This is a genomic window from Ensifer sp. NPDC090286 (assembly GCF_044769565.1).
Taxonomy (GTDB): Bacteria; Pseudomonadota; Alphaproteobacteria; order Rhizobiales; family Rhizobiaceae; genus Ensifer.
In genome coordinates this window covers 1,227,697-1,247,951 of the sequence record NZ_JBIVYF010000001.1, presented here as the reverse complement: position 1 = coordinate 1,247,951, position 20,255 = coordinate 1,227,697, and the positions used below count along the sequence as shown (strand labels likewise).

Genomic DNA, 20,255 nt, shown 5'->3' with positions numbered 1-20,255 from the left:
TGAGCACCGACGCGTCCGTCAACCGACGACCCTGTCGGCATCAGGCTCGTGGTCGTGGCCGGCGATGATGCCGGTTGAAACGAGGGTTTCGAAGAACTCGACTTTCAGGTCGAAGGACTGCAGCAGGGCCTGGGTGCTCGGCTTGACGACGGCGTCGTCGAAGTTGCCTTTGATGAAGTGGTTGGCAGAGGCCATGTCTTCCCAGAGACTGATGACCACGAGTTCGTTCTGGCTTCCCTTCACCTTGCGCGCCAGCGTCGCGCCGAGGTGTCCCGGCAGTTCCGCCATCTCGGCGAAGGTCGTTGTCTTCAGATGCCTTGCATAGGCGTCCAAGACTTCATCCGTGCCGGCAACGGCGCGCCAAGAGCGAATGATCATGTCCGGTCCTCGTTCGATTGACGCCGACTGCCCGTCTCCTCACATCGCGCACGACTGAAGGACAAAGGCAGGCGGCAATTTAAAGGTCGCTGCGGGGCAGCTTAGCCTCAACCGGACGTGGCTCAAAAGCGCCTCTGTCAAAATCATGGCCATTGGCGGCGCGTTTCGCCAGGCGTTGGCTGCGCCGTCACATCATTCGCTGCCAAAGGTCATCAAGGCGGCCTGCATATGTCGTTGAACTTCGCTCGTGCGTTGCGGGCGAGGGCCGCTGGACAACCCGTCATGCGCGCGCCAATGATTGCGGCATGGACGAGACGATCATTCGGGCGCACAAGCATAGCGCCAACCACCGCGCGGAACTCGAAGCAAGCCCATCCTGCGGCTGCTTCTATTGCTGCGAGATCTACCGGCCGGCCGAGATTAAGGAATGGATCGACGACGACAGCACGGCGATCTGCCCCCGCTGCGGCATCGATTCCGTCTTCGGCAGCGCCTCGGGCTTTTCCGTGACCGTCGAATTTCTGGCGCGGATGAAACGCTATTGGTTTTAAGCGTCGGTCCACCTGTCCCCGGGCGGGGGCAGCATAACCGCAATCTCTGACCTGCGACGGATCGCCTTAAGGGCAACAGGCGCCGGGCGAAGCTTTGGGGCCGCAACATGCCGTCGGGCGGCTGGTTTCGGCAAGCCAGCGATCTCGCGGCTTGCAGCTCGCGGGCCTCGGCGCCAGGTGAACGTGAATGCTGCCATCCTTCACGACAGGAGCGCCGGCACAGTAGAGCTGCATTGGACGCACGCCGTCGCCGACCTCGAAGGTCAAGCGGGCGGTGGCGTCAAGGCGGACGTGTTCGGAAACCTTGCGGACGATGGCCGAGAATTTGCCGGCGGCGAGGTGGGTTCGGCCGGCTTCCTCCACGTCCCAGAGCTGTACGAAGATCTCGGCCCAGGCCTCCGGATTGGCTCCGCAATCGAGGCCTGAGAAGTGCGCGGCCTTGACCTCGGTGACGTGGTAGCCGGGTTTCACCGCTTGGCCGTCGTAGTGAAACACCAGCGGCAGATCCCCTGCGATCCGTAGCGCGCCGAGCAAGTCGGCGAGGGTGAGGTCGTGGTCGTCGATTTTGGGCTTGTCGAGAACGGTCATCTGCGTTAATCCTCATTTCAACGTTTCAAGGATTATTGAAATATGGATGAGCGTCAAGCCCTCGCTGCCTTCGGGGCACTTTCACAGGAGACCCGCCTGCAGATCGTTCGCCTGCTGGTGGTCGCCGGTGCGGGCGGCATGGCGGCCGGCGCGCTGGCGGAGAAGGTCGAGGTATCGCCCTCCAACATTTCCTTCCATCTGAAGGAACTGGAGCGAGCGGGCCTGATCACGCAACAGCGGGAGTCCCGTTCGATCATTTATCGCGCCGATTACGATGCGTTCGGCGGTCTGATCCGCTTTCTGATGGAAGACTGCTGCGGCGGGCATCCGGAGATATGTTCGTCTGCGGCTGCCGTTGCGCCATGCTGTGCACCTTCGGGAGGCGAGAGATGACGGAACTCGACATGCGCCCCATTCCCGGTAGCGATCCGGGGCTTCGCAATGCCCTCGCGGAGGCGCATCTCCCGATCGATGATCTTGAAGAGGAGGGGCGCCAGTTCTTTGCCTTCAGCCTCGACGGCGAGGTCGTCGGATACGGCGGCATGGAGCAGTGCGGCCAGCATGGGTTGCTCCGTTCCGTTGTCGTCCTGCCGGGGTATCGAGGGCGCGGCATCGGGAGCCGCCTACCGCCTCTCATGTTCGGGCACGACTACCGGTTCGCCATGAGGTCGGTGTTTCTGCTGACGGAGACGGCCGTGCCGTTCTTCGAGCGTCTCGGCTTCACCCGTGTCGAACGTTCGCAGGCGCCGGCTGAAATTCTCAAGACCCGGCAGGCATCGTCCCTCTGTCCCTCCTCGGCAACCTTGATGCAGCTCGTCCTCCCCTCGAACTGAAGGCCCTGAACCCATGTCCGACCGTATCTACAACGTGCTCTTCCTGTGCACGGGCAATTCCGCTCGCTCCATTCTCGGCGAAGCCATCCTCAACAAGGAGGCAAAGGGCCGCTTCCGCGCCTTCTCGGCGGGCAGCCAGCCGAAGGGGCAGGTGAACCCGCATGCCATTCGCGAGCTCGACGCTCTCGGCTATGCGACGGACGGCTTGTCGTCGAAAAGCTGGGATGTGTTTTCCGGAGCCGAGGCACCGCAGATGGATTTCATTTTCACGGTCTGCGACAGCGCCGCTGGGGAAGCCTGCCCTGTGTGGATCGGCCATCCGATGACGGCGCATTGGGGCATCGAGGATCCCGCCGCAGTCCAGGGCAGCGAGGCAGAGGTTCAGAGAGCTTTCGCGCAGGCCGCAAGATTCCTGAAGAACCGGATTACGGCCTTCATCAACCTGCCGATGGCTTCGATCGACCGCATGGCGCTGGAGCGCCATCTTCGGGAGATCGGCAGCATGGAGGGCTCGACGGCCCGGAGCGCTTCGTGATGACAGCCTTCGAGCGCTATCTGAGTTTCTGGGTCGCCGTCTGCATCGTCGTTGGCATTGCGCTCGGCCATCTCCTGCCCGGCGTGTTTCAGGCCATCGGCGCGGCGGAGATCGCCAAGGTCAACATCCCGGTCGCGATCCTCATTTGGCTCATGATCATCCCGATGCTGACGAAGATCGACTTCCGGTCGCTTTCAGGGGTAGGGCGTCACTGGCGCGGCATCGGCGTGACGCTCTTCATCAACTGGGCGATCAAGCCGTTTTCAATGGCGCTACTTGGCTGGTTGTTCATCGGCTGGCTGTTCCGGCCGTTGTTGCCTGCGGATCAGATCGATTCTTACATCGCCGGGCTCATCATCCTTGCGGCTGCACCGTGTACGGCGATGGTTTTCGTTTGGTCGAACCTGACGCGCGGCGATCCGCTGTTTACGCTGTCGCAGGTGGCGCTCAACGATGCGATCATGATCGTCGGCTTTGCGCCCATCGTCGGGCTTCTGCTCGGGCTCTCTGCAATTACCGTCCCATGGGCGACCTTGACCCTGTCGGTCGTGCTCTACATCGTCGTTCCGGTAATCGTCGCGCAGATCCTTCGCAAGTACCTCACGGCCGGTCAGACGTCGTCTCGTCTCGACGGATTCCTTGCGAAGGTTCAGCCGATATCGCTGGTCGCCCTGCTTGCGACGCTGGTGCTGCTGTTCGGCTTTCAGGGGGAACAGATCATTGCGCAACCGACGATTATCGCGCTGCTGGCCCTGCCGATCCTCATTCAGGTCTACTTCAACTCCGGGCTGGCCTATCTGCTGAATCGTCTGGCGGGCGAGAAACATTGCGTGGCCGGTCCTTCGGCCCTCATCGGAGCCTCGAACTTCTTCGAGCTAGCCGTTGCCGCCGCCATCAGCCTGTTCGGCTTCCACTCGGGCGCGGCGCTCGCCACCGTTGTCGGGGTACTCATCGAGGTGCCGGTGATGCTGTCGGTCGTCTGGATCGTGAACAGGTCCAAGGGCTGGTACGAGGCCGCGCCGGCCGTCGCCAGGAGTTCGTTGTCGGAAGGCGCTTAGCGCGTCGGGCGCGCTGTCCGCGAGGTCTAGGCCTCGGCCGCGTGGCAGACCGCCTCGATGTTGTGGCCGTCCGGATCGAGGACGAAGGCGGCATAGTAGTTGGCGTGGTAGCGCGGGCGCAGGCCGGGGGCGCCGTTGTCCTTGCCGCCGGCCGCAAGGGCTGCGTGGTAGAAAGCGTCGACCTGCTGGCGGGTCTCGGCCACGAAGGCCAGGTGAAGGTGCGCCGGCGTTTCCTCGGTCTGGTAGAGGCACAGCGACGACTTGCCGTCCGTGCTCATTTCCACGCCGTGGGCGCCGTGATCGACCACGGCGACGCCGAGCGGTTCGAGCGCCTTCAGGTAGAAGTCGAGGCTTGCCGGATAGTCGCGGACACCGAATTTGACGTGGTCGAACATCGCGTTCTCCTCTGCGGGTTTTGACGTGTGCTGGCGAGGCAGCGCTTCGCGGCCGGGACTCGGCTGATACCGCGATGACCTGCGACAGGCAACCGCGGCGGGCGGTCCCGACCCATCACAACGCATCGCCGATGTCGCTGCACACCCGTTTGCGTGGCTGGCGTCTTGCGCTGGTCTAAGCGGTGCACACCTCCCGAACGCAGGCCCGCAACCAGCGGTGCGCCGGATCGGCGTCGAGGCGGGGGTGCCAGAGCAGCGAGATGGTGATTTCGGGCAGGGCGACGGGCAGGGGAAAGGTGACGAGATCCTGGCGCAGCGTCCCCGTGTAGCGTTCGGGCACGCTGGCGACGAGATCCGTGGCGCGGGCGAGCGCCAGCGCCTCGGAGAAGCTGCCGACGGAGGCGGCAATCGGACGGCTGAGGCCGGCTGCCTCAAGCGCGTCGTCGATCGGGCCGGTGTCGTTGCCGCGGCGTGAGACGTGGATGTGGCGGGCTTCAGCGTAGCGGGCCGGGGTGATTTCGCCTGTGGTCAAGGGGTGCCCCGGGCGAACCACGCCGACGAAACGATCATGAAAGAGGGCCTGGGCGCGAAACTCAGGGCCGGTGTTCTCACCGACAACGCCGGTTTCAAGGTCGACGCCGCCTTCGCGAAGCGGGCTGCTTTCCCGGTCGAGCTTCTGCACGAAACGCAGGCGCACGCCGGGCACCTCGCGCGCGACACGGGCAATCAGCGCTGCGCCGAAGTTTTCGACGAAACCCTCGCGGTTCCTGAGGGTGAAGGTGCGGGTGAGCGTCTTCAGGTCCAGGCTCTCGGCCGGGCGAAGGCAGGCTTCGGCCGCTTCGACGATGGGGCCGGTGAGCGCGCGCAGCTCCAGCGCCCTTGGGGTCGGAACAAGGCCGCGGCCGGCGCGCACCAGCAGCGGGTCGCCGGTCGCTTCGCGCAGCCGGGCTAGCGCCCGGCTCATGGCCGAGGGGCTGAGCCGCAGGCGCCTTGCAGCGCGGGCGACGCTGCCTTCGGCAAGCAGCACGTCGAGGGTCACGAGCAGGTTGAGATCCGGTCTGGTCATCACCCTTCATAACACGAGTTCTCGTGAGATGTGGCGTCAAACGCACGAATGAAGTGCAAATGCTGCGCCTTCCGCCGTATGAGGCTGAGGTCTAATCTTTGGGAGAACCGAATTTGGAGGGTTTTCCGATGATGCCATGCCCGCTAATGCCCGCCCCGATTTTTCCGTCTGACCGGAAGTCGTTGCCGCATGTCTTGATTCATGAAGGCGCGCTATCGTCTTGTTTTTCCGCGATTTCCCGCACTGCAAATGGGCATCGTAAGGCGTCGATCGCGGGAGGTAGCCGATGAGCGCTATCGGGCCTGCCAAGGCTTCCGGCGCGCCGGTTCGCTGGGTGATCGCCAGTCTGTCGCTGTCGATGCTGCTCTCCTCGCTTGGCACCAGCAGCGCCAATGTCGCGCTGCCGGCGCTGGCGGACGCCTTCGGTGTCTCCTTCCAGGCGGTGCAATGGGTGGTGCTTGCCTATCTGCTTGCCATCACCACGCTGATCGTCAGCGTCGGGCGGCTCGGCGATATCGTCGGCCGGCGGCGGCTGCTTGTTGCCGGCATCGCGCTCTTTACCGCAGCCTCGACGCTTTGCGGCCTGACGCCGGGCTTTGCGCTGCTGGTCGCGGCGCGGGCCGTGCAGGGCATCGGCGCTGCGATCATGATGGCGCTGACCATGGCCTTTGTCGGCGGGGCGGTGGCGAAGGAGAAGACCGGCAGCGCCATGGGACTGCTCGGCACCATGTCGGCCATCGGCACGGCGCTCGGGCCGTCGCTCGGCGGTGCGCTGCTCGCCGGCCCCGGCTGGCGGGCGATCTTCCTCGTCAACGTGCCGCTAGGGCTCGTGGCGCTCATGCTTGCCCATCGGTATCTGCCCGCAGACCGAAACTTCGAGGGCAGGGAGCGCCCACGCTTCGATGGCGCCGGCACCTTGCTGCTCGCGCTTTCGCTCGGCGCCTATGCGTTGGCGATGACGGTGGGGCGGGGCAGCTTCGGGACGCTCAATGTCGCGCTGCTTTCTGTCGCTGCCGTGGGGCTTGCGCTGTTCCTGCTGGTCGAGGCCAGGGTAGCCTCACCGCTGATCCGGCCAGCGATGTTGCGCGATCCGGTTTTGAGCCGCGGGCTCTCGACCAATGCGCTGGTTTCGACCGTGATGATGGCAACGCTGGTGGTCGGGCCGTTTTATCTGTCGCGCGGGCTCGGCCTCGATGCGGCGATGGTCGGGCTCGTGCTGTCGGTCGGGCCGGTCATCTCGGCCCTCGGGGGTGTTGTTGCCGGTCGCATCGTCGATCGCCTGGGCGCGGGCTCGGTCGTCACGGTCGGGCTGGCGGCGATGGTTGCGGGCTGCGCGGCGCTCGTGCTGCTGCCGTGGTTCTTTGGCGTTGCCGGCTATGTCGCGGCGATCGCTCTTCTGACGCCCGGCTACCAACTGTTCCAGGCGGCCAACAACACGGCGGTCATGGCGGATGTCAGCGCCGACCGGCGCGGCGTCGTTTCCGGCCTGCTCAACCTTTCGCGCAATCTCGGCCTCGTCACTGGCGCATCGGTTATGGGCGCGGTCTTCGCCGCAGCGGTTGCGGCAAGCGACATGGCCGGGGCCGCACCAGCGGCGGTCGCCTGGGGCATGCAGGTAACCTTTGCAGTCGCCGGGCTGTTGACCGTGGCTGCGCTGGCGATCGCCATTGCGGGCAGGGCGCTCGGCGGAGTGCGCACACAACAGGCCGCGACCGCCCAGCCTGCGGGAGAGCGGTGATCCCGCCGGTCGGGCGGGATCGGCAACGGCGCCGCTCAGCGATCGGCACCCGGCAGATTGCGCCATGCGTCCGAGGTGAGGCTGTAGCTCTGGTGCAGGATCTCTTCGCCCCTTGAGCGGGAGGTCTTCCGCATGGCCTGCTGCGGGTGAAAGCCGAGCTTGAGCAGTACCTTGCCGGAGGCGGGATTGTCGGCCGCGTGGCCTGTTTTCAACGTTGCGAGCCCGAGCTGCTCGAAGGCGAAGGCCACCACCGCTTTTGCCGCCTCGAAGGCGTAGCCCTGGCCCCAGCTCGGCTTTTCCAGCCAATAGCCGAGTTCGCCTTGCTCGCCGTCGATCCCGTCAAGATCGACCAGGCCGATCATGCGGCCGTTGCGTTCGATGGCAAACCGAAAGGCCGTGCCGGCGATCCACTCCTGCGGGTGCTCGCCGAACCAGCCGGTCATGTCGTCGAGATCGGGAGGGAACTGCGCCATGCGCAGCATGCGCGTGACATCCCAATCCGACTGGATCTCGAAGGCGCGCTCAGCGTCGGCCGGCGTTGTCGGGCGCAGGAGGAGAAGATCGGTCGCCAGCGTGACCGCGGGGCGATTTCCGGTGTTCGTCGCGGTTGGCTTTGTGGTCACGGATTTCCCCATCGATCCGGGCTGGATGTCGGCCCCTCACCGAACGTCAGGCGGCCGGCAAGCGCTCGAGCCGGGCGCGAAGCGCTTCGAAATCCGGCACGAACCAGATGGATGTGCCCTTGTTCGTTTCGCGCACGAAATCGGTCAGCGCCTTGCTGGCTTCGAGCCGGGCGCTGATATCGCCGACAATGGCGAGCCGCATGCGGTAGTTGACGAATTTCTGGAACACTTCGCCGGCGACGCGGGTCGAGAGATCGAGAAAATCGGGGCCCAGCCGCTCCACCGGGACCGCCAGCAAGTCGGCCTCATGCGCCCAGCCGTCGCCCAGAAAATCATTGGCGTCGCCCGGGGCTGCAAGCAGGGGGCCATTGTCAGCGCAGTGCAGGACGCGCGCGGTTCCGATTTCGATGAGCTGTGTCATGCGCCAAGAAGTAGGCTGCAAAGCCCAGGGTTGCAAGGGCGGGCGTCTCTTGTCCTGCCGCCGGGGCAGGTTGCCTTTGCCGCGGGCAAGATAGCCGTTCAATTCGCAGGATCCGGCGGGCCTTGGTGATCAGGCGAGAGGCGATATATTCCTAGAAATATATCGGTCTGCATAAAAGCTGATTGGCGTCCGCAAGTTACGCTGAAGCGGCGCTTGAGAATTTCTGGCGAAACCGGCGGCTGTTTCCTTCCAATTTGACACAGATCAATGACCCCTTCTGTTTCGCATTTACTCTGAGGTCCGGTGAAAATCTGTCATCGGCCGGTCACGGGATTGATTTTTATTTCCGGTGGCGCATCTTACCTTGGATTGTGTTGGGGGACGCAGGAATGCCGGAAGTCGTTCAGGCACAGCCGATCGAAAAGCCGCCGCGCTCGCGACGCGCGGAGTTGATCACCTTCTTCGTGCTCGCCTTCGGCATCTGGCCGATCGTCGCCGTCGGGATCGTCGGCGGTTATGGTTTCCTCGTCTGGATGCTGCAAATCATCTTCGGCCCGCCGGGCCCGCCCGGGCATTGAGGTCGAGCCATGAAGGTCGAACCTCTTTCACGCCGTGAACTTTTTACCGGCCGCGCTGTCGCAAAGCCGGTCCGCATCCGTCCGCCGGGTGTTTCGGAGCTGAGCCTTGCCTCTTGCACCGGTTGCGGCGCCTGCGTGGAACGATGTCCCACCGCCATAATCCGTCTTTCGGACGGTCTTCCCTTCGTCGACTTTTCGGGCGGCGAATGCACTTTCTGTGGCGCCTGCGCGCAAGCCTGTCCGGAGCCTGTGTTCGAGGCGACCGACGTGCGGCGTTTTCCGCATGTCGCCGCTGTTACCGACAGCTGTCTCGCGCGCCGTTACGTTGCCTGCCAATCCTGCGGCGAAAGCTGTCCGGAGCAGGCGATCCGTTTTCGCCCGCGCATCGGCGGGCCGTTCCTGCCTGAGATCAACGAGGCGAAATGCACCGGCTGCGGCGCCTGTATCAGCGGCTGCCCGGTGAGTGCGATCGCGGTGAAGGCATTGGAATTGGAGGTGGCTCATGTCTGAGGCCGCAACGGCAAAGGCGGGCACGCCCTATCACATTTCGAGCGCCGTGGTCGCCACGATGCCGCAGAGCACCGAAGCGATCCTGGCGACGCTCGCGGACATGGAAAACGTCGAAATCCATGGTCATGGCGGCGGCAAGATCGTCGTCGTCATCGAAGGCAGAAGCACGGGCGCGCTCGGCGAACGGCTGACGCAGATCTCGCTGCTCGACGGGGTGATCTCGGCCAACATGGTTTTCGAGCATGTGGAAATGGAAGAGGAAGGGCAGGAGCCATGAGCGGAGAACTGACGCGGCGTGACATTCTGAAGGCCCATGCGGCCGGCATCGCCGCCGCCACGGCCGGCATTGCGCTGCCTGCCGCCGCACAGCCGGTGCCGGGCGGCGTCAACGCGCTGGAAATCAAATGGTCGAAGGCGCCCTGTCGCTTCTGCGGCACGGGCTGCGGCGTCATGGTCGGCGTCAAGGAAGGCCAGGTGGTCGCCACCCACGGCGACATGCAGGCGGAGGTCAATCGCGGCCTCAACTGCATCAAGGGCTATTTCCTCTCCAAGATCATGTACGGCAACGACCGGCTGACGACGCCGCTCCTGAGGAAGCGCGGCGGCACCTACGCCAAGGACGGCGAGTTCGAACCCGTCAGCTGGGACGAGGCCTTCAACGTGATGGCCGAGCAGGCAAAGAAGGTGCTGAAGGAGAAAGGCCCGACGGCGCTCGGCATGTTCGGCTCCGGCCAGTGGACGATCTTCGAGGGCTATGCGGCGACCAAGCTGATGCGGGCGGGCTTCCGCTCCAACAACCTCGACCCCAATGCCCGCCACTGCATGGCGTCTGCCGCCGTTGCCTTCATGCGCACCTTCGGCATGGACGAGCCGATGGGCTGCTACGACGACTTCGAGAATGCCGATGCTTTCGTGCTCTGGGGCTCGAACATGGCGGAGATGCACCCGATCCTCTGGACCCGCGTCGCCGACCGGCGCCTCGGCCAGCCGCATGTGCGCGTCGCGGTGCTTTCGACCTTCACCCATCGCAGCATGGACCTGGCCGACATTCCGATCGTCTTCAAGCCCGGCACCGACCTGGTCATTCTCAACTATATCGCCAACCACATCATCACGACCGGCAAGGTCAACGAGGACTTCGTCAACAAGCACACGAAGTTTGCGCGCGGGGTCACCGACATCGGCTATGGCCTCAGGCCCGACAATCCGGTCGAGGTGAATGCCGCCAACTCCAAGGATCCGGGCAAGACCGAGCCGATGGATTTCGAGGCGTTCAAGGAGTTCGTTTCCGAATACACGCTGAAGAAGACCGCCGAGATGACTGGCGTCGACCCGGAGTTCCTGGAGCAACTGGCCGAGCTTTATGCCGACCCGAGCCGCAAGGTAATGTCGCTCTGGACCATGGGCTTCAACCAGCATGTGCGTGGTGTGTGGGCCAACCAGATGGTCTATAACCTGCACCTTCTGACCGGCAAGATCTCCGAGCCCGGCAACAGCCCGTTCTCGCTGACCGGCCAGCCTTCGGCTTGCGGCACGGCGCGCGAGGTCGGCACCTTCGCCCATCGCCTGCCGGCCGACATGGTGGTGACCAATCCCGAGCACCGCAAACACGCAGAAGAGATCTGGCGCATTCCGCACGGCATCATCCCGGAAAAGCCCGGCTATCACGCCGTGCAGCAGGACCGGATGCTGAAGGACGGCAAGCTCAATTTCTACTGGGTGCAGGTCAACAACAACGTTCAGGCAGGCCCGAACACCGCCAACGAGACCTGGCAGGGCTATCGCAACCCGGACAATTTCATCGTCGTTTCCGATGCCTATCCGACGATCACCGCGATGAGCGCCGACCTGATCCTGCCCGCCGCGATGTGGGTGGAGAAGGAAGGGGCCTACGGCAATGCCGAGCGGCGCACCCATGTCTGGCACCAGCTGGTGCAGGCGCGCGGCGAGGCGCGCTCGGACCTCTGGCAGATGGTGGAGTTTTCCAAGCGCTTCACCACCGACGAGGTGTGGCCGAAGGAAATCCTCGACGCCAGCCCCGAATATCGCGGCAAGACGCTGTTTGAGGTTCTGTTCAAGAACGGCGAAGTCGATCGCTTCCCGATCACCGATGTCAGCGCCGAATACGACAACAACGAGGCTAAGGACTTCGGCTTCTACATTCAGAAGGGGCTGTTCGAGGAATATGCCACTTTCGGCCGCGGCCACGGCCACGACCTGGCGCCCTACGACACCTATCACGAGGTGCGCGGGCTGCGCTGGCCTGTCGTCAACGGCCAGGAGACGCGCTGGCGCTATCGCGAGGGCTTCGACCCCTATGTGAAGCCGGGCGAGGGCGTGAAGTTCTATGGCAACAAGGACGGCAAGGCGATCATCCTTGCGGTGCCCTACGAGCCGCCGGCCGAATCGCCTGACGACGAATACGATACCTGGCTGGTGACCGGCCGCGTGCTCGAACACTGGCATTCGGGCTCGATGACCATGCGGGTGCCGGAGCTCTACAAGGCGTTTCCGGGCGCGCGCGTGTTCATGAACGCGGAGGATGCGCGCAAGCGCGGCATTAACCAGGGCATGGAAGTGCGCATCGTCTCGCGGCGCGGCGAAATCCGCTCGCGCGTCGACATCCGCGGCCGCAACCGCATGCCGCCCGGCGTCGTCTTCGTACCCCGGTTCGACGCCAGCCAGCTGATCAACAAGGTTACCCTCGACGCCACCGATCCCATCTCCAAACAGACGGATTTCAAAAAATGCGCGGTCAAGATTCTTCCCGTCACCCTCTAGGGTGGTCACGGCTGGTCCGGGCCGTGTCGCTTTTTCGTGCGGCAACTCCGGACGCAAAACCACATCGCGCTCCGGCTGGATTTGACCGGCGCCGGCCCGCCTGGATGGCCCTTGCAGCCGGGCTGATGGTGTTCGTCACCACGGCCGCCGTCGCCCAAGTGGCGGAAAAGCTGGTGCCGCAGCTCGAAGGGCCGACGCCGCAGATGGCGACGGAGGCGGCAGCACCGCTGCCGAAATGGGTGGTCGACGACAAGCGCAAGATGCGCGCCTATCCCGACCAGCCGCCGGTCATTCCGCATTCGATCGAGGGCTATGAGCTTTCGGTCAATGCCAACCGGTGCCTGTCCTGTCACAAGCGCGAGTTCACCCAGGATTCGGGCGCGCCGATGATCAGCGTCACCCACTACATGACGCGCGACGGGCAGATGATCGCCGACGTTTCGCCGCGGCGCTACTTCTGCACCGCCTGCCACGTGCCGCAGGCCGACACCAGCCCGCTGGTGCCGAGCAATTTCAAGGACATGAGCGAACTGGGCTTCAAGCCGGCCGGAAGCGAGTGACGATATGATCGGTTGGATCAGGACAATCATCCTCTGGGCCTGGGGCATCATGAAGACGCCGGCGGGGACGCTCGGCCTCGGCTTCCTTACGCTCGGCGGCTTCGTCGGCGGCGTCATGTTCTGGGGCGCCTTCAATACGGCGCTGGAGCTCACCAACACCGAGAAGTTCTGCACCTCGTGTCATGAGATGCACGACAACGTCTACCAGGAACTGACGCGCACCATTCACTTCTCCAACCGCTCGGGCGTGCGCGCCACCTGTCCGGACTGCCACGTGCCCCACCAGTGGACCGACAAGATCGCCCGCAAGATGCAGGCCTCGAAGGAGGTCTGGGGCAAGATCTTCGGCACGATCAACACCCGGTCGAAGTTCCTCGAAAAGCGGCTGGAACTGGCGCAGCACGAATGGGCGCGCATGAAGGCCAACGACAGCCTGGAATGCCGCAACTGCCATTCGTCGGTTGCCATGGACCTGCAGAAGCAGACGCAGCGCGCGGCCGAGATCCACACCCGCTATCTGCTCTCGGGCAAGGCCACCTGCATCGACTGCCACAAGGGCATCGCCCACGAGCTGCCCAACATGGAAGGCATCGATCCCGGCTGGAAGATGCCGCCGGAACTGGAAGGCAAGAAGATGGCGAACCAGACCCCGATCGACGATCTGCGGCAGGCGATGGCGGACCTGCATATGCAGGCGCAGTAGGCGAGCGGAGCCGAGGTTTTCGGCAAGACACCACAGCGTTAACAGAGGGCCATGCCGGCGCGGCGTGGCCCTTTTTCGTGGGCTTTGGGCAGCAAACCTCCCTCGTGCCAAACGGTCGGGGAGGCGATGGGTTGTGGTGGCGCCACCATTACCTCCCTCATTCCTGTGCTTGTCACAGGAATCCAGCCGCGCCGCGTCCGCGGCGCGAGGGATTTTTCCCACCAAGCCGGAAGGCAGCGTGCCAGGACCGCATTTCCCGCCGTGCCGACGCACGGCTGCTGGATCTCTGTGACGAGCACAGAGATGAGGGTGGGTGGGCTGGCCCCGTGCCCAGCCGCCAGCGAAAGCATGAACAATTCCGGGCCAACAATGCCTCCCTCATTCCTGTGCTTGTCACAGGAATCCAGCCGCGTCGCGTCGGCGGCGCGAGGGACTTTTCCCAGCAGGCCGGACGTTCACGTGCCAGGACTGCATTTCCCGCCGTGCCGACGCACGGCTGCTGGGTCTCTGTGGCGAGCACAGAGATGAGGGTGGGTGCGGCTGGCGTCGTGCCAAGCCGCCAGATGAGGGTGGAAGGGGGCGGCCTCGTGCCCAACCGCCGGATGAAGGTGGAGGGGGGGCTTGAGCCAATGGAACACATTCGGATCGCCGGCGATGGTCTCGTCGAACAGCGCATTTTTCTCTTCGTTTCCCCGCGCCAATCTTTTTTCGGAAAATTTCGACACCGCTGTCGGCACCGTGATTTCCCGTTCGTCATTTAGGCAGGGAGGCAATCTGGCTTCCTCCACCGGAGCGGGATAGGAAAAAAATCCGCGCGGGTCTTTCGCCCGTAACCTGCTCTACCTATCTGGGTTTCACCACGCCGGCACCCCCTGAGGTCACGAGGACCGGGACTGGCGTGACAGAGGAGAATGGACAATGCGCGTAGTGGTTTTTGTAAAGGCGACCGAAGACAGCGAAGCGGGCAACATGCCCTCGACCGAACTGCTGGAAGCCATGGGCAAGTACAATGAGGAACTGGTCAATGCCGGCATCATGCAGGCGGGCGAGGGGCTGCATCCTTCGTCGCGCGGCGCCCGCGTCGCCTTCGACGGTGCGGACCGCATGGTCATCGACGGTCCCTTCGCCGAGACCAAGGAACTGGTCGCTGGTTTCTGGATCTGGACGGTCAAGGACATGGCCGAGGCGATCGCCTGGGTGAAGCGCTGCCCGAACCCGATGCCGGGTCCGAGCGAAATCGAAATCCGCCCGGTCTTCGAGATGGAAGATTTCGGCGACCTGGTGACGCCGGAGATCGCCGCCCAGGACGAGCGCCTGCGCGAGAAGATCGCCAACCAGTAAGGGCTCTTTGCTGAAGCTTGAGGCGGCCTTGCACCTCTCCTCGGGGTTAACCCGAGGACTAACCCTCTCCCCGCAGGCGGGGAGAGGGACGAGCCTTGATCGCGGCGTTTCGAATGCTGTCGCAACGAGCGCCAAATGGCGTTTGGTTCAGGCAGGCCAACGAGACCAGAGTGAAAATGAGACCGGCGTGGAGCTGCATCGCTTGTTGTCGAGGCGAGCGGGCGCCACGCGCGTCCTCCCCGCATGCAGGGAGAAGGTGGCCGACAGGTCATCGGGCGGATGGGCACTTATCGCCCTCACCGCGGGAGGCGAGGTGCCGCTGGTGTTGTGCGGCTCCAGAGTGTCGCGCGGCGAGCGGGACGAACGGCCGGCGCGATGAACGGCTGCCGCGATGTCCGGATCGTGTCGACGTTTGCAGGACGCCTGATCCGTTTCCCGTAGAGATTGTATTAACCGTGTTCGTTTACCTTATTTTCGGGGTTTGAACCGGAGTGGGGCAATGGTCAGGACGAGCAGTTTCGTCATTTTTCTTCTTTCAAGTGTTTCGATCGCGGCGGCTGCCGATATCGACGGGCCGCTGGTGGGGCCGCAGGACGCCTACGAGGTGCCGGTGGAGCAGGCGTCGGGCGGCATCGTCGGCTATGTCGAGACGTCCTATGGCGCGGCCGTGGACTCGCCCGGCGATATCGATGCGGATGCATGGGATCTGCGCGGCGCGGTGAACTTCGACGCCGGCGCCGGCATGAACCTGCAGGTCGATCTCGGCTACACGCGCGCCTCCTTCGAGGATATCGACACCAACAGCTATGACGGCGCGTTGCACGGCTATTACCGCAACGATCTCTTTGCGGCCGGCGTCTTCGTGCAGGGCGCACGGCTCGACCCGGGTATCGGCGTCGACCTCAACGACTACATGGGTGGTGTCGAGGCGGCTTATTTCCTCGATACCTGGACGCTGCACGGCGCGCTCGGCTACGGCCAGGCGAGTGTGGAAGACTTCGACGACATCGATGCCGACCATTACATGGGCTCGCTCGGCGCCCGCATCTACGCGACCGACAACCTGCGCTTCGACGTCGACGGCTCGCTGCATCGCATCAGCGAAAACGACCTGGATTACGACCTGCGCAGCGTGAAGCTGACGGCCAACTACCGGCTGGACGCTTTCCCGGTCACGCTCTTTGCCGGCTACAAATACACCAACGAAGAGCTTTCAGGGCTGAGCGCCTCGGTTTCCGGCGACACCAGCACCCTCTTCGGTGGCCTGCGCTTCTCCTACGGTTCGACGACGCTCAAGGAAGAAGAGCGCCTCGGCCCGGTCTGGTCCAGCAACCGCCTGGCCTTCTGATCGGACAGGAACAATCATCAGGAAAGAATAAAGGCACCGCGCGTCTGAAAAGACGCGCGGTGTTCTTATGTCATCGCAGGCTCCTCAGATAATCGGCCCGATCGAACGGGTTCGCGCCCAGCCGGGGCCGGGCGGGTTTTGTGCCTGCGATCGGGGCGTAGTGATCGAACGCGCTTTCAAGCACGCCTGCGCCGCTGGTAAGCCCCGGCAACTGCCGCTGGACGCCCTGGACGTTGGCCGAGGCGATCGTTCCCGTGAGCCGGGCGACGCCACCCTCGATGAGCGCATCCGTCGTCGATGCGCCTGATTTCGCGAGCAGCGTGTGGATGGCCGTCACCACGGATGCGGGCGCTTCGAGGCGGAAGCTGTCAATCGGCTCGCAGACGACCGTGCCGGCCGAAGACAGCGCCTCGGCGAGCACCAGCGGCGTTAGCCGGCGAAAATCGACGGCGGTGCTCGCCGGCGATGTCTGGCGCGCCGCCGTCATGGCGACGTGGCAATCGATCACCTGCCAGCCGAAGAGACCCGCCTTCAGCGTCTCGGCGACGGCCTCTTCGACCGCCCGGTAGAAGCTTGCCGGCATCTGGCCGACATCCACTTCCAGGGCAAAACTGTTGCCCGCTCCCGCCGGCCGCGGTTCGATCCTGAGGCCGACGGTTGCGAGAAACGGGTTCGGTTCGCGGAAGATGATCTCGATGCCGGTGCCGGTACCGACGGGCCTTTCGACGCAGATGACCGTGCTTTCCTCGAACTGCGCGGCGAGACCGAAATCGGCCAACAGGGTCGCCTCGATCACCTCCTTCTGCACCTCGCCATAGAGCGAAACGAACATCTCGCTGGCATCGTCGCTGGTGCGCAGGTTGATGAACGGGTCCTGTTCGGCCAGTTGCTGGAGCGCAAGCCAGAGCGCCGTGTTGTCCGACGGGCGCACTGGCCGCACCAGGGTTTCGAGCGTCGGCGGGGCGAAGTGAAACGCCCCGGCAGCACTGCCGCCGACGCCGACCCAATCGCCGATGCGGGCTTGAGCAAGTCCGCCGATCTTGGCGATGCGGCCGGCTGTCACCTGCTCGACCTTCTGCAGGTGGCCCTGGTCGAAGAGCTGGATGCTGGTGACCTTTGCCGCGCCGCCGGGCAGGGCGAGATAGTCCCGCGTGGCGATGGTGCCCGAGGTCAGGTTGAGGAAGGCGAGCTTTTCTCCACCCCAGCCGCGCTCGATCTTGAAGATCCGCCCTTCGACCGGTGCGCCGGCGGCGGGCGCCTTTGCCGGCAACAGCGTGTCGATGGCGGCGATCAGGTCCGGCACGCCGACGCCGGTCATGGCGATGCCGCAATAGACCGGGTGCAGAAGGCCGGCGGCAAGCTGTGTCGCCAAAGCCTTCTTCAACCGCTCGACGGTCAGGCGCTGAGGTGCCAGCACATAGTCGTCGAGCAAGGCCTCATCGTTGGCGGCAAGCGCCTCCGAAAGCGCCGAGAAATGCGGCTCCTGCGCAAGGTCGACCGGCACGGCTCTCGCCTGCCGGCTGCCGGCCCCGACCGCCGCCGACATGACGACGGGGCGGACCGAGAGTTGGCCGGCGATCTCTTCGACGACCTCGGCGGGACGCGCCCCGAGACGGTCGATCTTGTTGACGAAGAACAGGAAGGGCACGCCGAGACGACGCAACGCCCGCACCAGCACGCGGGTCTGCGCCTGCACGCCTTCCACGGCCGAGACGACCACGACGGCCGCATCGAGCGATTGCAGCACCCGCTCGACCTCGGCGATGAAGTCCGGATGCCCGGGGGTGTCGATGAGGTTTACGACCAGATCGCCAAGCCTGAACGAGACGACGGAGGCGGCGATGGTGATGCCCCGTTGCCGCTCGAGTTCCAGGCTGTCGGTCTGGGTGTTGCCGCTGTCGACGCTGCCGAGCTTGTCGATTGCGCCGGTGTCAAAAAGCAGTCTTTCCGTAAGGCTAGTCTTTCCTGCATCCACATGGGCGAGGATGCCCAGATTCAATGTGCGCATAGTCCATCAGCTTCTCAAAATTTCGGAAATGGTTCTTTTGAGACGGGACTCGGCGCATTGGGGCCTCCAGACGGACTGACTGCTGATGGCGCAACCCGCAGCATGCGAGGAGCGCGTGTGAAATCTAAGGACGCAACGTGAAGGGCGTCAAGCGCCGCCGCATAACTCCGGATGGGTGTTGCAGATTTGCTGGATGCGGTCGGGCGCGCAAGCGCGGCGTCTTCACCGGAGTGCGCGCGATGAATGTTGCGAGCACAATGTCTGGTCGTACTTATTAGTGTGTGCTAACCTCCCGGCGCCAAGGGAAAAAGGGGGAGGCGAACATGGATATGACGCGTCGTGCCGTCGTTTTGGGCGGTGCCGGTCTGCTGACATCGGTTTCATTTCTGCACGCAAATGCGCTGGAATCGCCGTTGATCGATCCGGTCGAAGGCGTGGATGAATTCTGGCTGGCGGTGGAGGCCTATATCTACGGCTATCCGCTGGTGACGACGGAGCTGACCCGGCGGATCTTCACCAATGTGGCAAAGCCTGAAGGCAGCCGGGGCCCGATGGGCAACATCATCAAGGTGCGTCAATATCCCGATGCGTCGTTCAAGGATGTGACGGCGCCGAACGCCGATACGCTTTATACGACCGCTTTCGTCGACGTTGGCAAGGAGCCCTGGGTGCTGTCGATCCCCGATATGAAGGATCGCTATTTCCTCTTTCCGATGCTCGACGGCTGGACGACGGTGTTTCAGGTGCCGGGCAGGCGCACGACCGGCGGCGGCGCGCAGGCCTATGCGATCACCGGGCCCGGCTGGCAGGGGACGCTTCCTGACGGCGTGACCGAATACAAGTCTCCGACCGCTATCGTCTGGATCCTCGGCCGCATCTATTGCGACGGCACGCCGGAGGATTATGCGGCGGTGCATGCGCTGCAGGACGAATGCAAGCTCTGCCCGCTCAGCGCCTATGGCAAGGACTGGACGCCGCCGGCCGGCAAGGTCGATCCGGCGATCGACATGAAGACGGCGGTGCGCGAGCAGGTCAACCGCATGGATGCGGTCGAATATTTCACCCTGCTTTGCGAGCTGATGAAGACCAATCCGCCGACGGCGGCCGATGGCGAAGCGGTCGCCAAGTTCGCCGAGATCGGCATCGTGCCCGGCCAGGATTTCGACAAGAGCAAGCTCGACGCCGCCTTCGTCTCGCGCATTCCGCCCATGGCGTTCCACCGCACCATGCTGCATTTCAAGTTCAGCGATGGCGACGTGCAGAACATCAACGGCTGGGGCTTTACCACCAAAACAGGCATTTACGGCACGAACTATCTGCAGCGCGCGCTGATTACGGCGATCGGGCTCGGCGCCAATCGTCCGCAGGACGCGATCTACCCGACCTCGCTGAAATCCAAGGATGGGCTCATCGCCCGCGCCTATCACGGGTCGAACAAATACGTCATCACCTTCGCCAAGGGGCAGTTGCCGCCGGTGCGCGGTTTCTGGTCGATCACCATGTACGACGACAAGTACTTCTTCGTCGACAATCCGCTCAACCGCTACTCGATCAGCGCCCGCGTCAGCCCCAAGGAAAACCCGGATGGTTCGACGGAGATCTACATCCAGAATGAATCGCCCGGCAAGGACAAGGAGGCCAACTGGCTGCCCGCGCCGAAGGGCAAGTTCATCCTGATGATGCGGCTCTACTGGCCCGATGACAGCCCACCCTCCATTCTCGACGGCTCCTGGGTCATCCCGCCGGTCAAGAAGGCGGGATGACAGGGGCGCTCTAGGCCCTGCGTCTTCGCGTGAAGGCGCAGGGTGTCGCGATCAGGCCCGCGTCAGCGCTTCGGCAGCACGAGATCGCCGACCGTATAGATGTGAAACTCGCTGCGCGAGACCTCGTCCAGCTTGCGGAACTTCTCCGCGAACACCGGATCGGAGAAGAACTCGTCGACATTTCCGGTGCCCTGGATCGCCTCGACATTGACGACGGTCTCACCGTCCGTGCTCTTCGACAGCGTGCTCCAGAGAAAACCTTCCTTCCGTTCGGCAACGTAATGCACGACTTCCTGGATGACGGCGAAGGCTTCTTCCTGCTTGCCCGGATGGGCGTGAATGACGTTGACGACGAAGGTCGTCGGAACGGGGGATGCCGAGAATGTGGGGCTTGGGATCGTGGTCATGCTTCTCTCCATTTGAACGTCGCGGCGCATCGGCCGCGACGGCATCTGGATATCGGCAGAGAAATAGCGG

23 protein-coding genes are annotated in these 20,255 nt (G+C 63.9%); 15 read left to right on the top strand and 8 right to left on the bottom strand.

All coding sequences use genetic code 11. From position 1 onward, the window contains the following. Nucleotides 1-18: 18 nt before the first annotated feature. Nucleotides 19-378 carry a hypothetical protein gene (locus ACIQUG_RS06225; protein ID WP_402318625.1) on the bottom strand — a complete coding sequence of 120 codons (360 nt, stop codon included), beginning with the start codon at nucleotides 376-378 and terminating at the stop codon, nucleotides 19-21. 305 nt (nucleotides 379-683) lie between these two features. Between ACIQUG_RS06225 and ACIQUG_RS06220 the strand changes: the two genes are divergently transcribed. Continuing rightward, the gene (locus tag ACIQUG_RS06220) at nucleotides 684-929 is read left to right on the top strand and encodes a cytoplasmic protein (RefSeq protein WP_402318622.1); all 246 of its coding nucleotides are present in this window, start codon (nucleotides 684-686) and stop codon (nucleotides 927-929) included. A gap of 66 nt (nucleotides 930-995) precedes the next feature. Here ACIQUG_RS06220 and ACIQUG_RS06215 read toward each other — a convergent pair whose 3' ends face one another. After that, the gene (locus ACIQUG_RS06215) at nucleotides 996-1,517 is read right to left on the bottom strand and encodes a DUF6428 family protein (protein WP_402318619.1); all 522 of its coding nucleotides are present in this window, start codon (nucleotides 1,515-1,517) and stop codon (nucleotides 996-998) included. A gap of 42 nt (nucleotides 1,518-1,559) precedes the next feature. Between ACIQUG_RS06215 and ACIQUG_RS06210 the strand changes: the two genes are divergently transcribed. From ACIQUG_RS06210 to arsB, 4 genes are read left to right on the top strand one after another with little or no spacing between them, the layout of a single operon-like run. Then, the gene (locus ACIQUG_RS06210; RefSeq protein WP_402318617.1) at nucleotides 1,560-1,910 is read left to right on the top strand and encodes an ArsR/SmtB family transcription factor; all 351 of its coding nucleotides are present in this window, start codon (nucleotides 1,560-1,562) and stop codon (nucleotides 1,908-1,910) included. Further along, nucleotides 1,907-2,350, top strand: coding sequence for an arsenic resistance N-acetyltransferase ArsN2 (arsN2, locus tag ACIQUG_RS06205; RefSeq protein ID WP_402318614.1), 444 nt, complete (start codon nucleotides 1,907-1,909; stop codon nucleotides 2,348-2,350). The genes ACIQUG_RS06210 and arsN2 overlap by 4 nt, the downstream gene beginning before the upstream one ends. A 13-nt stretch (nucleotides 2,351-2,363) precedes the next feature. Beyond that, nucleotides 2,364-2,885, top strand: coding sequence for an arsenate reductase ArsC (locus ACIQUG_RS06200; protein WP_402318611.1), 522 nt, complete (start codon nucleotides 2,364-2,366; stop codon nucleotides 2,883-2,885). Then, nucleotides 2,885-3,943, top strand: a complete 1,059-nt coding sequence (arsB, locus tag ACIQUG_RS06195; RefSeq protein ID WP_402320590.1) for an ACR3 family arsenite efflux transporter — start codon at nucleotides 2,885-2,887, stop codon at nucleotides 3,941-3,943. The genes ACIQUG_RS06200 and arsB overlap by 1 nt, the downstream gene beginning before the upstream one ends. 26 nt (nucleotides 3,944-3,969) lie before the next feature. Here arsB and ACIQUG_RS06190 read toward each other — a convergent pair whose 3' ends face one another. Next, nucleotides 3,970-4,338: a VOC family protein gene (locus ACIQUG_RS06190; RefSeq protein ID WP_402318608.1), complete on the bottom strand. Its 369-nt coding sequence runs from the start codon at nucleotides 4,336-4,338 to the stop codon at nucleotides 3,970-3,972. A 175-nt stretch (nucleotides 4,339-4,513) separates the two neighbouring features. Beyond that, nucleotides 4,514-5,404: a LysR family transcriptional regulator gene (locus tag ACIQUG_RS06185; RefSeq protein ID WP_402318606.1), complete on the bottom strand. Its 891-nt coding sequence runs from the start codon at nucleotides 5,402-5,404 to the stop codon at nucleotides 4,514-4,516. A 286-nt stretch (nucleotides 5,405-5,690) separates the two neighbouring features. On the opposite strand from ACIQUG_RS06185, the gene ACIQUG_RS06180 reads away from it, so the two are divergent. After that, the gene (locus ACIQUG_RS06180; protein WP_402318604.1) at nucleotides 5,691-7,142 is read left to right on the top strand and encodes an MFS transporter; all 1,452 of its coding nucleotides are present in this window, start codon (nucleotides 5,691-5,693) and stop codon (nucleotides 7,140-7,142) included. Nucleotides 7,143-7,177: 35 nt separating this feature from the next. Here ACIQUG_RS06180 and ACIQUG_RS06175 read toward each other — a convergent pair whose 3' ends face one another. Next, entirely contained in the window at nucleotides 7,178-7,765 is a 588-nt protein-coding gene (locus tag ACIQUG_RS06175) for a GNAT family N-acetyltransferase (RefSeq protein ID WP_402318601.1), read from the bottom strand. Between the two features lie 46 nt (nucleotides 7,766-7,811). Next, nucleotides 7,812-8,186 carry a DUF4180 domain-containing protein gene (locus ACIQUG_RS06170; RefSeq protein ID WP_402318598.1) on the bottom strand — a complete coding sequence of 125 codons (375 nt, stop codon included), beginning with the start codon at nucleotides 8,184-8,186 and terminating at the stop codon, nucleotides 7,812-7,814. Between the two features lie 389 nt (nucleotides 8,187-8,575). Here ACIQUG_RS06170 and napE point away from each other — a divergent pair, with 389 nt between their 5' ends. The 8 genes from napE to ACIQUG_RS06130 all read left to right on the top strand — a co-directional run bounded on the left by napE (nucleotide 8,576) and on the right by ACIQUG_RS06130 (nucleotide 16,007). Then, on the top strand, nucleotides 8,576-8,764 hold the full coding sequence (gene napE, locus ACIQUG_RS06165) for a periplasmic nitrate reductase, NapE protein (protein WP_034793129.1): 189 nt from the start codon (nucleotides 8,576-8,578) through the stop codon (nucleotides 8,762-8,764). A gap of 9 nt (nucleotides 8,765-8,773) precedes the next feature. Next, entirely contained in the window at nucleotides 8,774-9,274 is a 501-nt protein-coding gene (napF, locus tag ACIQUG_RS06160) for a ferredoxin-type protein NapF (protein WP_402318594.1), read from the top strand. Continuing rightward, nucleotides 9,267-9,551, top strand: coding sequence for a chaperone NapD (locus tag ACIQUG_RS06155; RefSeq protein ID WP_402318591.1), 285 nt, complete (start codon nucleotides 9,267-9,269; stop codon nucleotides 9,549-9,551). The genes napF and ACIQUG_RS06155 overlap by 8 nt, the downstream gene beginning before the upstream one ends. After that, complete coding sequence (gene napA, locus ACIQUG_RS06150) at nucleotides 9,548-12,055, top strand: periplasmic nitrate reductase subunit alpha (protein WP_402318588.1); 2,508 nt, start codon at nucleotides 9,548-9,550, stop codon at nucleotides 12,053-12,055. Before ACIQUG_RS06155 ends, napA begins: the two co-directional genes overlap by 4 nt. A 104-nt stretch (nucleotides 12,056-12,159) precedes the next feature. After that, nucleotides 12,160-12,615 (top strand): nitrate reductase cytochrome c-type subunit, encoded by a 456-nt coding sequence (locus tag ACIQUG_RS06145; RefSeq protein ID WP_192446579.1) that lies wholly within the window; start codon nucleotides 12,160-12,162, stop codon nucleotides 12,613-12,615. Between the two features lie 4 nt (nucleotides 12,616-12,619). Beyond that, nucleotides 12,620-13,318, top strand: coding sequence for a NapC/NirT family cytochrome c (locus tag ACIQUG_RS06140; RefSeq protein WP_402318585.1), 699 nt, complete (start codon nucleotides 12,620-12,622; stop codon nucleotides 13,316-13,318). 918 nt (nucleotides 13,319-14,236) lie between these two features. After that, the gene (locus tag ACIQUG_RS06135) at nucleotides 14,237-14,659 is read left to right on the top strand and encodes a YciI family protein (protein ID WP_402318582.1); all 423 of its coding nucleotides are present in this window, start codon (nucleotides 14,237-14,239) and stop codon (nucleotides 14,657-14,659) included. A 499-nt stretch (nucleotides 14,660-15,158) separates the two neighbouring features. Further along, on the top strand, nucleotides 15,159-16,007 hold the full coding sequence (locus tag ACIQUG_RS06130) for a hypothetical protein (RefSeq protein WP_402318579.1): 849 nt from the start codon (nucleotides 15,159-15,161) through the stop codon (nucleotides 16,005-16,007). Between the two features lie 70 nt (nucleotides 16,008-16,077). Here ACIQUG_RS06130 and ACIQUG_RS06125 read toward each other — a convergent pair whose 3' ends face one another. Next, nucleotides 16,078-18,015, bottom strand: a complete 1,938-nt coding sequence (locus ACIQUG_RS06125) for a GTP-binding protein (protein WP_402318577.1) — start codon at nucleotides 18,013-18,015, stop codon at nucleotides 16,078-16,080. 323 nt (nucleotides 18,016-18,338) lie between these two features. On the opposite strand from ACIQUG_RS06125, the gene ACIQUG_RS06120 reads away from it, so the two are divergent. After that, nucleotides 18,339-19,778: a DUF1254 domain-containing protein gene (locus tag ACIQUG_RS06120; protein WP_402318575.1), complete on the top strand. Its 1,440-nt coding sequence runs from the start codon at nucleotides 18,339-18,341 to the stop codon at nucleotides 19,776-19,778. Between the two features lie 62 nt (nucleotides 19,779-19,840). On the opposite strand, the gene ACIQUG_RS06115 is transcribed toward ACIQUG_RS06120, so the two are convergent. Next, a complete protein-coding gene (locus ACIQUG_RS06115; protein ID WP_402318573.1) occupies nucleotides 19,841-20,185 on the bottom strand; it encodes an antibiotic biosynthesis monooxygenase in 345 nt (114 codons plus the stop codon). Between the last annotated feature and the right edge of the window lie 70 nt (nucleotides 20,186-20,255).